General features: G+C 47.8%; 10 protein-coding genes. 3 read left to right on the top strand and 7 right to left on the bottom strand.

Annotated features, from left to right (window positions below):
* Positions 1-12 precede the first annotated feature (12 nt).
* Complete coding sequence (locus NE536_RS08880) at positions 13-882, top strand: DUF3034 family protein (protein ID WP_261272501.1); 870 nt, start codon at positions 13-15, stop codon at positions 880-882.
* Positions 879-1355 carry a group I truncated hemoglobin gene (locus NE536_RS08875; RefSeq protein ID WP_261272463.1) on the top strand — a complete coding sequence of 159 codons (477 nt, stop codon included), beginning with the start codon at positions 879-881 and terminating at the stop codon, positions 1353-1355. Before NE536_RS08880 ends, NE536_RS08875 begins: the two co-directional genes overlap by 4 nt.
* A gap of 78 nt (positions 1356-1433) precedes the next feature.
* Here the strand turns inward: NE536_RS08875 and NE536_RS08870 are convergent, their stop codons facing one another.
* Both NE536_RS08870 and NE536_RS08865 read right to left on the bottom strand, forming a co-directional pair.
* A complete protein-coding gene (locus tag NE536_RS08870) occupies positions 1434-1907 on the bottom strand; it encodes a LabA-like NYN domain-containing protein (RefSeq protein WP_006082658.1) in 474 nt (157 codons plus the stop codon).
* A 144-nt stretch (positions 1908-2051) separates the two neighbouring features.
* Positions 2052-2831, bottom strand: a complete 780-nt coding sequence (locus NE536_RS08865) for an AraC family transcriptional regulator (protein ID WP_261272462.1) — start codon at positions 2829-2831, stop codon at positions 2052-2054.
* Positions 2832-2973: 142 nt separating this feature from the next.
* On the opposite strand from NE536_RS08865, the gene NE536_RS08860 reads away from it, so the two are divergent.
* Positions 2974-4137, top strand: coding sequence for a multidrug effflux MFS transporter (locus NE536_RS08860; RefSeq protein ID WP_261272461.1), 1164 nt, complete (start codon positions 2974-2976; stop codon positions 4135-4137).
* Between the two features lie 82 nt (positions 4138-4219).
* Here the strand turns inward: NE536_RS08860 and NE536_RS08855 are convergent, their stop codons facing one another.
* The 5 genes from NE536_RS08855 to NE536_RS08835 form a co-directional block, all read right to left on the bottom strand.
* Entirely contained in the window at positions 4220-7375 is a 3156-nt protein-coding gene (locus NE536_RS08855; protein WP_261272460.1) for a multidrug efflux RND transporter permease subunit, read from the bottom strand.
* The gene (locus NE536_RS08850; protein ID WP_261272459.1) at positions 7375-8484 is read right to left on the bottom strand and encodes an efflux RND transporter periplasmic adaptor subunit; all 1110 of its coding nucleotides are present in this window, start codon (positions 8482-8484) and stop codon (positions 7375-7377) included. The genes NE536_RS08855 and NE536_RS08850 overlap by 1 nt, the downstream gene beginning before the upstream one ends.
* A 210-nt stretch (positions 8485-8694) precedes the next feature.
* Positions 8695-9489 (bottom strand): substrate-binding periplasmic protein, encoded by a 795-nt coding sequence (locus NE536_RS08845; RefSeq protein ID WP_261272458.1) that lies wholly within the window; start codon positions 9487-9489, stop codon positions 8695-8697.
* Positions 9490-9680: 191 nt separating this feature from the next.
* Positions 9681-10883: a metallophosphoesterase gene (locus tag NE536_RS08840; RefSeq protein ID WP_261272457.1), complete on the bottom strand. Its 1203-nt coding sequence runs from the start codon at positions 10881-10883 to the stop codon at positions 9681-9683.
* A gap of 294 nt (positions 10884-11177) precedes the next feature.
* Positions 11178-11648 carry a nuclear transport factor 2 family protein gene (locus NE536_RS08835; RefSeq protein ID WP_261272456.1) on the bottom strand — a complete coding sequence of 157 codons (471 nt, stop codon included), beginning with the start codon at positions 11646-11648 and terminating at the stop codon, positions 11178-11180.
* Positions 11649-11650: the final 2 nt, after the last annotated feature.

Genomic DNA, 11650 nt, shown 5'->3' with positions numbered 1-11650 from the left:
GTGAACATTGCCATGAATGCATTGAAGTTGAATTCATTAGCTTGGAATTATGTGAAGGCTTTGCCTTGCCTGTGTTTACTGTTGGGCACAGTTCCTGCGTTTGCCGAAGGTAGCCGCGTGGTTGCGACTGGCGGCGGGACGACGATTGAGGGCAGTGCTGGCGGTGGCATAGTGCCGTGGGCGGTGATCAACGGTTATGGCAGTAGCGATGAATGGTCCGCTACGGCGATGGCGACAGGCGTTTATGTTGATGACTTTTCGCTGAAAGTGATTGGCGCTTCCTTGAGTTTTGATAATCGATTCGAGCTCAGCGTTGCGCGGCAAATCTTTGATTTAGATACTATGGGCGGCGAGTTAGGCCAAGATATCTTTGGGGTAAAATACAAGCTTGCCGGCGAGTTACTTTATACGGCTATGCCGCAAATCACCTTAGGTGCCCAGTATAAAAGAGTCGATGACTTTGCGCTTCCTCAGGCGGTTGGGGCGCGGGATGATTGGGGGTTAGATGTGTATATTGCGGCCAGCAAAGTGTTTTTTGATGCGGTGGCGGGGCGCAATTTATTACTTAATGGTACCGTGCGCGCGACCAAGGCGAATCAGACAGGTTTATTGGGTTTTGGTACCCTAGCCAGTAATGATTACCAGTTTGTGCTCGAAGCGTCTGTGGCGGTATTGCTGACGGATAATGTGGCGTTGGGTATCGAATATCGTCAGAAACCCAATGAGTTAGCTTTTGCCCGTGAAGATGATTGGCAGGATGTGTTTTTAGCTTGGTTTATCAATAAGCATCTTTCCGTGGTCACGGCTTATGCGAATTTAGGCAGTATTGCGGGTTTTGCCGATCAGCAAGGTTGGTATGTGTCGGTGGAGGGAACACTATGAGTCGTTTATTGCTGAAGCTATTGCCTGTCGCCGCTTTGTTTTTTTTCACTGGCTGCGCAGTGCAAACGGCTGAATCATCGGCGCCACAGGTTAACTTAAATAATGGCAACTCAAGCCAGCAAACCTTATATCAAGAGTTAGGTGGTGAAGCTGGTTTATCAGCGATTGTCGATGGCTTACTTGCCCGTATAGCAACCGATCCACGCATAGTGCATCACTTCCAAGAGACGGATATCGCGTTATTTCGTGAGCGCGCCATTGAGCATTTTTGTCTGGTTGCTGATGGCGGTTGTGTGTATCACGGTGAAAATATGGCACTGAGTCATCAAGGGTTGAATATTACTCAGGCGGATTTTGATGCCTTAGTCGGCCATTTAATTGAATCGATGAAGGAGCAACACATACCATTATCGACCCGCAATACCCTCCTAAAACGTCTCGCACCTATGTATTCGGACATTACCTATCATTAGATGTGTTGTAACTTTGATGGCTAAAATAGTGAATTTAAGATGCTGCTGTCGTGATTGATAGCAGCATTTTTATAGGTGCTAGAGCAAGAGCGCTTCATCGATGGGGTGAAATTGAGACGCTGCATCCCTTAAGGATTTAGCCGTCAGGGTAGGGACGCCATAGACTTGGGTTTCAACGCCATATTTTTGATGGATTTTTTGCAGCAATAAATCGAAATCGCCATCACCAGACAATAAGATAACAGTATCCACTTCACTCGCCGCTTCCATAATATCGATAGTGATCCCCACATCCCAGTCGCCTTTGGCCGAGCCATCGCTGCGCTGAATGAAAGGTTTTAACTTCACTTCAAAGCCTATGTGCTTTAACGCGTCCTGGAATTTTAACTGCCCATCGTCCCCCTTGTGGATGGCATAAGCCACGGCCAACGCTATGTCTCCTTCGTAACCTAAGTGTTGCCATAATTTACGGTAATTAAATTGGCGGCCATAGGCTTCACGGCAGGTGTAATAGATGTTTTGTACATCCACAAATAAAGCGATTTTTTTCAAGGGATTCGTATTTTTCGATCTGGGAAAAGACTTCTCGCACTATAACACAGCAAGTCGCCAACGGGCGCTAAATGGAAAGTACAGCTCTCGGTTGAGCGGGGAAATTGCCTCACCAGAGTTGTTCTCGCGGGATTGGATATTTGGCTAAATGTTAGGGGATTTAAAATATTGCGCCGGAGTGGTGCCGGTATATTGCTTAAAAAAGCTAATAAAGGCACTGTCGCTGGAAAAGTGTAAATTAAAGCCCACCTGCGCCACCGATTTCCCCGCCGCCAATTGTTCAATGGCCGAGAGTAAACGCCATTGCTGGCGCCATGCTTGATAAGCCATTCCCGTTTGTGCGCTAAAAATGCGGCTAATTGTGCGTTCACTGGCTCCGATTTCTACTGCCATATCCTTAAGATTGGCTGGCGGTTTCTGATGTTGCTGTAGTTGCGCAAGCCAGGTTGTTAAACGTTTATCCTGTGGGAGGGGTAAAGCCAGATTTTCTTCCGTGGCATTGCCCAATTCTTCGCAGAGCAGCAAAAAGGCATTGTGCTGAGTGCTTCTTGGTTTGTCCCATGGCCAAAACGACATAGTGTCGATTAACGCTTTGAGTAGCGGGTTTACATGGAAAATAGTGACTTTATCGGGCAATGAAGTGACGGTCTCTGGCTCAAAGTAGAGTGAGCGATAGGCAACCACATTACGCATGGTGACGCTGTGCTTAACGCCAGCTGGCAACCAAGCCGCACGTGTTGGCGGTAACAACATTTGAGTATCGGCTAGGGTGAATCTCATCACGCCAGTGGGGGCGTACAGCAGTTGTGCTTTTCTGTGGTAATGCACTCCCGAGTCGTGCTCGCCCATATCTGCGGCAATGCCAATGACCAGATTATCCAGCTGGTCTGGATTAAATTGCTGTTCAGGTAGAATAAAGGCCATTTTGTCCTATTTTTGATGTTTTTTGTCTAAGTGTTGATAATTGTCTGGTGTGGATTCTATCTATACTGCGCCATCTTTGACAAGTATGGAGCGACATTTGGGTTAACCAGCTCATTTGGTTTACTGAAATTGAATCGAAATCATGAATATAAAACCACCATTAGGGCTCGCTGTGCTGCTAATGATGTTTCCGCAAATAATGGAAACCATCTATAGCCCAGCCTTGCCTAATATTGCACAAAGCTTTGCCGTGTCGATTGCCGGCGCATCGCAAACTTTATCTGTGTACTTTATTGCCTTTGCCATCGGCGTATTTTGCTGGGGCCGTTTAGCCGACATTATTGGTCGCCGCAAAGCCATGCTCGCGGGATTAGTCTGTTATGCCATTGGCTCAGCCTTAGCCTTGATGGTGAGCGACTTTAGCCTATTGCTGCTTGCCCGCGTATTGTCGGCGTTCGGTGCGGCAGTGGGTTCTGTGATTACTCAAACCATGATGCGTGACAGCTACAGCGGCGAAGAATTAGCCAAAGTCTTTTCGGTGATGGGAATGTCACTTGGAATTAGCCCGGTTATCGGATTGCTATTAGGCAGCGTTCTCAGTGCCTATTGGGGATATCAAGGTGTGTTTGTCGCACTGATGGTTTCTACCATAGTGCTGTTGTTTTTATCGGTAAAATTGTTACCCGAAACCAAACCCGCACACACCCAGAAAATCGCGATAGGCAAGTTAGCGATTAAGATGCTTACCGACAGCGGTATTATTAAAAACACCTTGCTGGTGGCGGCGTTTAACCTGATGTGGTGCAGCTACTTTTCACTGGCACCATTTATGTTTGAGGCGCAAGGGTTATCGACGCTTGCCTTCGGTACGAGTGGCTTGCTATTGGGCTTTGGTGCATTCCTTGGCAGTTATGCTAATAAAATGTTGCAAGGTCGAGGCTACGCTAGCGCCCAGTTGGTTCGCTTCGCCAGTGCTATCGCACTTGTTGGTGGTTTGGGTATTTGGCTATTCCAATCGACTGTTTTAGGGCTGAACAATGTTTACTTTTTAGCGCCTATGCTTTTGATTGTGATTGCTTACGGGATAGCGATTCCGAACATACTTAGCTCGGCTCTGGCAAACTACCGTACCTCTGCAGGCTCTGCTGGTGCACTTTTCGGACTGTTTTATTACATTCTGTTGGGACTGGGTTTAGGCGGCACGGGAATCGTTCACCATTTAGGTATGGTGATTACGTTAAGTGCACTGCTTTGTGTTGGCTTAGGTTTACATTTAGGCTTAGCCAATAAAGTAAAAAATGCTTAAGACGTAAATGAGAAAAAGCCAAGGCGCTGAGTGTCTTGGCTTTTTTATGTGATTATTTACACTTATGAGTAGGCGTGAAGCGCTAGGCTTTAGGCGCGATTTCCTGCTGCTTTGCCGCTTCTCGTGCCGCTAACTCTTGTGCTGCTAATTCTTGGGCTTTGATGGCCGCTTCGAGCTTAGCTTCAACATATCCCGGTGAATGGGTCGCTGCCGAGATTAATCGATACATGGCAGGGATGACGAGTAGGGTCACAAAGGTGGCGAATGCCATACCGAAGAACACTACAGTACCCACAGCGATACGACTTTCTGAACCTGCGCCCGTCGAGAAAATTAACGGCACAGCGCCAACTAAAGTGGTGAAGGCTGTCATTAGGATTGGCCGCAAACGACGGGATGACGCATCGATAATAGCTTTATCGAGTTCAAAACCGCGGTCACGCAATTGGTTAGCAAACTCTACGATAAGGATACCGTTTTTGGTCACCATACCAATCAACATGATCATGCCGATCTGGCTGTAAATATTAATCCCTTGACTGGTGAGCAGTAGACCCAAGAAGCCACCAAATACGCCCATAGGCACAGTAAACATCACCACTAACGGGTTGATAAAACTTTCAAACTGCGCGGCTAAGACTAAGTAAGCAACCAGTAAAGCTAAACCAAATACGATAAAGATACTGCTTTGGTTTTCCTTAAAGTCTTTGGATTCGCCGGTGTAACCAATGGAAATATCCTTAGGTAATAATTCAATGGCTTTAGCATCAAGAAACTTTAAGCCTTCACCTAAGGTGTAACCTTCACTGACGTTAGCCTTGAGGGTGATCGATTTTTGCTTATTGGTGTGACTTAATCTTTGTGCCGAAGCAATCTCTTCGATATGGGTCACGGTATCAAGCGTCACTAATTCGCCTTTACCGGAACGCATGTAGATTTGGCTAAGATCGCCAACGTTGTTAAAACTGTTTTCATCACCGCGCAAGTACACATCGTACTCTTCGCCGCGATCCACATAGGTGGTTTCGGTGCGACCGCCGAGCATCACTTCTAAGGTTTGAGAGACGTCATCGACACTGATCCCAAGCTCCGCCGCGCGTTCTTTATCAACAGTAACAATAAGCTCAGGCGTGGTTTCGGCGTAGTCTAAATCGGCGCCTTCCATCATAGGGCTGGCATTGGCTTCTTCTTTGAGCACCTGCGCCCACTTAAAGAGTTCGGCATAGTCCGAACCACCAAGCACAAATTGCACCGGTTCGCTCGATTGGCCCCTAAAGCCTGGCATCATAGGGCGAACCATCACATCGGGAATGTCCTTCAATGCTTTGCTAATAATCCCAAGCGCTTGCTGTGCGGATTCGGTGCGTGTGCCCCAATCTTCAAGCTGCATGATCACAAAGCCCGTTTGATCGCCCGCACGGCCACCAAACGCGGGGGCTTGCACGCTGAAGGAGCGCAGCACACCTTGACCCAGCAAGGGCATGAGTCTGTCTTCGACTATGTCCATGTTGGCTGTCATACGGTTATAACTGGTGCCTTCGGCGCCTTTAACAAAGGCGAACAACACACCGCGGTCTTCCTGCGGCGCGAGCTGTGACGGCACTTGTTGCATTAACCAAGCACTGCCGCCGATACAGGCGAGAATAATTAAGGGAGCGAGTAGACGAAGTTTAATCGCCCGAGTAACGGCGACGCGATAGATGCTTTCCATGCGGGCAAAACCGCGATCGACCCAACGATTAAAACGATTCGGTTTGACGTTGGCTTTAAGTAATTTACTGCTCAGCACGGGCGTAAGTGTCAGTGCCACTAAGGAGGAAAACAGTACCGACACCGCCAACATCACGGAGAACTCGGTAAACAAGAGTCCAACCATGCCCTCCATAAAGGAAATCGGCAGGAATACCATGACTAATACCGCCGTGGTGGCGACAACGGCAAAGCCTACTTCGCGGGTGCCTTTATAGGCGGCGAGTAACGGCTCTTCGCCTTTTTCTATATGGTGGAAAATGTTCTCGACCACCACAATCGCATCATCGACCACTAGACCGATGGAGAGGATTAACGCCATTAATGTCAGTAGGTTAATCGAATAACCTAGCATGTTAGCGGCGATAAATGCCGAGATTAACGATACCGGAACCGTTACCGCAGGGATGAGTGTCGCCCGCGCTTGTCCGATAAAGATATACAGCACGAGTACCACTAAGGCGCCAGTGACATAAAGGGTGCTATACACCTCGTTAATCGAGCGGTCGATAAATACGGTAGAGTCGAAGTCGACCACTAGGCTAGTGCCTTCGGGCAGGAAGTCTTGTACGCGGTCGACTTCTTTGTGCACTTCTTTGGCAACGAGCAATGGGTTAGCATCGGACTGGGCAATAATGCCTAAACTGATGTTAACGATACCGTCGCTTTTGAAGGTCGAGTTTTCGTTTTGTGCACCGACAGCCACATCGGCCACATCTTTTAAGTAGATAGGCGTGCCATCGCTGGCGGTACGCACCACAAGGTAGTCAAAATCCTTTGGCGTGTAGTACAAGCGTTTGGTACGCACCGACATCACAGTGGTGTCGTTTCGCACTTGGCCGCCGGGTGTTTCGATGTTTTCTTTGCGCAGCGCGTTCGTTATGTCGGTGACTGTGACATTGCGGCCCGCCATTTGCTCGGGTCTGAGCTTGACGTACATGACCTTGTACAAGCCGCCGGAAATACTGATGGAGCTCACGCCGCTGATAAGGCTAAATCTGTCCTCTAACACGCGCTGGGCGTAATCCGTTAATTGAGTACGGTCCATCACACTCGAACTTAAATTCACATAGACGGAGGGCTCGCCCGAACCGTTGTCTTTTGATACGACAGGATCTTTCGCATCTTCAGGCAGCCTGCGCTGGGCACGGGCCACAGCGTCACGCACATCACTCACGCCTTCGGTTAAGTTCCACCCGAGGAGGAATTTCACTGTGATACGCGAGCTACCATTACGGGTGGTCGACGTGATTTCGTCGATACCACTGATCCCCGTCAGTTCATCTTCTAGGGTCTTAGTGATCTGGCTTTCCATAATGGCCGCCGATGCACCCGAGTAACTGGTGCTAATGGTGACCACAGGGCTTTCGACGTCGGGCATTTCCCGTATCGATAATTTAGAGAAGGAGACTATGCCGAATACGCACAGCAGTAGGCTTAAAACGATGGCAACGACGGGGCGTTTAACCGAAACATCGGACAACCACATTATTTAGTCTCCGTAGCTTTTGGGCTTGAAAGCTCAGCCGCACGGGTAGATGCCTTGGCATCAAGCGTCACTTCATTGATTTTCAGGCCATCGCGCATATTTACTAAGCCTTGCACCACGACTTTGTCACCTATTTTTAAACCGTTTTCAATCAAGACTTGGTTATCGATACGCGCACCTAACTGCACTTCGGTGCGGTTGGCGATGTGATCGGTGCTAACCACGTACACGTAACGTTTAGTGCCTGAATATTCAAGGGCTTGTACTGGCACCATAGGTGCTGAAATAGCAGGGAACGTGATAGTGGACGACATCATCATGCCCGGTTTTAAGCGATTTTTTGGGTTGTCGAATTGCACCCGCACTTTAAGGTTTAAGGTCTCTTCGTTGACGCGCGGATCGATAGCGACAACTTTGCCAGTAAAGGTTTCATCCGGCCAAGCGCGGCTGGTGGCCGCCACTTGCATACCTATGCTCAATTGCGACAGGAAATGCTCTGGCACTTGTAAGTCGAGGCGCATGCTAGATAAGTCATCCAGCGACATTAACTCTGTGCCTATGCTGACCATTTTGCCTTCGCTGAAATTAATCAGGCCAGTATTACCCGCAAACGGCGCAATCAGCGAGTGGTAATGTAAATCCGCTTGGGCTGAAGCTAAGCGTGCTTGGGCGATATCGACACTGGCTTTTTGTGCGTCAATCTCGGTTTGGGTGATGGCGTTACGGCTGATCAGTTTTTCAAATTCTTTGAGTTTACGCTTTTCATCGTTGAGAAATGCATTGGCCTCAGCGACGGCGGCTTGGGTTTTCATATCATCGAGTTCGATGAGCAACTGGCCTTTTTTCACCGCTTGGTTTGAGGTCACGGCGACTTGCTTAATCTTACCTGTGACTTGCGGCGCGATGATCACCGCGCGTTCGGCAGCGAGTTTGCCGATAAGCGAGATAGATTGTGCTAACGGATATTCAACGACTTCACCCGTGACCACTGGAACGGTACGCATAAGGTGGGGAGCGCTTTCGGGTTTGGCTGCTTGAAGGACATCACTAAAACTCACCGCTGTGGCGATAACCGCAAGCAGGGCAATGGCAATAATGGTTTTTTTCATTGTAATTATTATCTCGCGCAAAGGCAGTTGAAAAAGGTGATCGCTCTAATGGCGCTATTCTAGTGAATAACCTACCCGAGTTGGGTAAAAGTTTGTAAAGGTAAGCAAACGAAAATGAAAGAAATTGTGTTTTTTGAGCCTTGAGCACAATTCAATGCAGCTTTTGTTTTTTTTTTTGTGCAAAGGGCCTGAGCGAGAAGACCCTCGACGCTAGGGATGGACCTCTGTAGGCGATTTTTCGACAGGCGCTTGAGTCGTTTCCACCTGAGGAAATTGGCTTAAAATAGAAGCTAAGCGACCATCGCTGCGCATACTGTCTAAGCCTTGATTAAAATCCGTCACTAACTGCTGATGATCCGTCACGGCCAAAGACACCCCTAAGTGAAATACCTCAGTTGCTATGGGGTGACCGACTTGTTCAAAGGCATCGTCATATTCAGCGGGGCCTTTTTTGATTAAGTATCTGGCTAAGTTATGGCCAATCAAGACTAAGTCGATGCGCTTTAAAAATAGCTTCTTGAGGTTCATTTCATCCGAATTGCCTTCTTCGGTGGTGAGCCCAGCGGCGAAGATTTCGGGTGGATTAGCGTAACCGCGGCCTATGCCAATCGTGTAGGGTTTGAGATCTGAGAGCTGACTGAAACTCAGCGGCGCATCTTTACGTTTATAAAACACAATTTGCACCGGTTGGATAGGCGCAGAATATTGAGCCCATTGCTCACGCTCTTTACGATACCAGAGCCCAATGATGCCATCGGCTTGGCCCGTTTTAACGAGTAAGGCGGCGCGAGCGAAGGGATAAAACTTGAGGCTGGCATTGTAACCTTGGCGTTTAAAGGCTTCTTTGACGACTTGTGCGACGCCGCCTTGTTCGGGTAAGGCATCGGCATAAAAAGGAGGGTAGTTAGTGGCGACTAAATGAAGTTCTCGACCCGCAAATGCGGGCTGGATGAAGCCGAGCATAAACAAGCAAAAGCCAGATAATGTGAGTAATTGCTTCCCCATTTCCACTCCAGCACTGAGGTGAGTCGCACTTGGCTTGAGTATAGTCAGAGTTAATTGAAACTGGCGAACTTATGAATACTAAGATGCGTGCATGTTTGCCCTTACTTATTTATACATTCGCGCCCTAGCTTATTCATGCATTAGAGCGCTAGGGTATTCACATATTATGGTGAAGAGATTAGCGAGGTGTCTTATAGCGAAACCTGCTCACCCTGATACAGACCGCGGCTGAGTTTGCCGGCGTCGATAAGCAAGAGTTCACCGGATTGACCATTCTTAATGCTGCTGTCTATCGCAATGACTTTATTGTGATAGAGACCAAGCACTTGCTCCTGCGATGTGTGTCCAACGACAATATGCTCTACCTTGAAATAGTTCAGTATGCTATCGATATCCGACTCTTTCAGTTCATCTTTAAAGTATCCGCGATACCAAGTCGGGCCATTGGTAAAAAACAGAAAGTTGAGTAAATCATCCTTTTTCAAATCGGCTTTTTTATCATCTAAATGCTGACGAAAGAGTTGGTTAGCCTCGCCGATATGTAATTTACGCTCGACCCATTCAGGGCTGATGCCGCCGTGCATAAACAAGATATTATTGATTTTGACTAAGGTATGTTTGCTGCGAAGCCATTGGCCGATTTCGGTGTCTTTGTTGTAGAGCGCATCGTAGCTGCGTTTGAGTAAATCTGCCGAGACTTGATAGCGTTCGTTGACGTAGCGTAAGTCGCCGCGAAACACCATTTGCTCGTGATTGCCCATGAGTAGATGTAAGCGTCCGCCCGCAGCTTGGGCTTTTTGGTCTAAGGTATATAAAAACCACAATACTTCATTGACTTGATGACCTCGGTCAAACATGTCGCCCGTCATCACCATATGACCGTCACCAAAGGCCCAGTGGTTATCTTTGTCGATAATCTTATGGGCTTTTAGTAAGTTAATCATCACATCAAATTGGCCATGCACATCGCTAAGGGCGACAATTTTGCTGACATGAGTAAAGGTATCGGGCTCAACGGTGGCCGCTAGTGTGTGAAGATGGGGCTTTGGTAATTCACCGCAACTGGCAGGGCGGGTTAACTGCGCTTTTGCAATCGGCGTTTGTTTAAGCTCACTCTGACAAATCCAATAGGCAGTGTCTTGTTGAGTATCGTTTAAAAACACATAAGGGCCATCGGTGACGCTGCTTTCTTGAATCTTTAGTTCTGGCTCGGCTTCACTGGTATTGGCCGCGAATGAGTTAAAGGAGAGTGAGACAAAGGGAAGCGCGGTAACAAACCATAATAGGGGCGTGAATTTTCTATGTTGCTTCATTATCCATTGGCTGGCTCGGCTCAGTCGGGTATTAGAGAGTGTGATGGGGTGGGCCCCGACTGGCATCGAATTGATTCGCATTAGACCGCATCCTTGTTCTTGTTTTAGTTATTCATTCTGTCATTTTAGACACTTGAGTTGATGAGGCTTCGAATGTGTAGTTTTACGAAGTTAATCTCAAATGCTCAATTTCAAACGTTCAGTCTCAAAGGCTTAATCTTAAGCGCTCAAGATATTCAAAACACTAAATCATACGGATAAGGCTTAACATCGGCAAGTCGTGAGACGGGCTAAAGTAAACTTGCCCGCCTCATTGTTCAGTTATTGCATCATGGCATTTCTATCGTGCATAACTGTTGTTATGTGTATTGGCAATTACATGGTATTGACTACGGTATGACTATCGACAAACTGTTCGAAACTGACGATTTTGCCGCTGTGTATCTTCCATAAATGGGCGACTCGGGCGCTAAAATACTTGCCCGTTTTGACATAGGTACCTGAATAAGTGCCGAAGGCAAAAACCTTATCGCCTTGGGCGACATAGTCTTCGATATCGACCCGATAGTTATCCCATTCAGTTTCGAGGCGAGCGAACACCTTGGTGGCTATCGCGCTAAAGCCTACGTAAGTGCCCGCATAGGGAAAACCTGCCGCCTCTGTCCAGCGTGCGTCACTCGCTAAGGCATGCTGAAGATTTTTGGCGTTCTCGGCTGAGCTACTTCCCTCATAGGTGCTTTTAACCAGTGCAAGATTCGCATCAGTCTGCCTTGCTGTTTCTATAAGACTTAACTGAGCAAGCTCACTCACTAATGAACCTGTTGAAACATCATTAAGCATTGGCATGA

Source organism: Shewanella septentrionalis (assembly GCF_025370265.1).
Taxonomy (GTDB): domain Bacteria; phylum Pseudomonadota; class Gammaproteobacteria; order Enterobacterales; family Shewanellaceae; genus Shewanella; species Shewanella hafniensis.
This window is presented reverse-complemented; position numbering and strand designations above follow the sequence as displayed.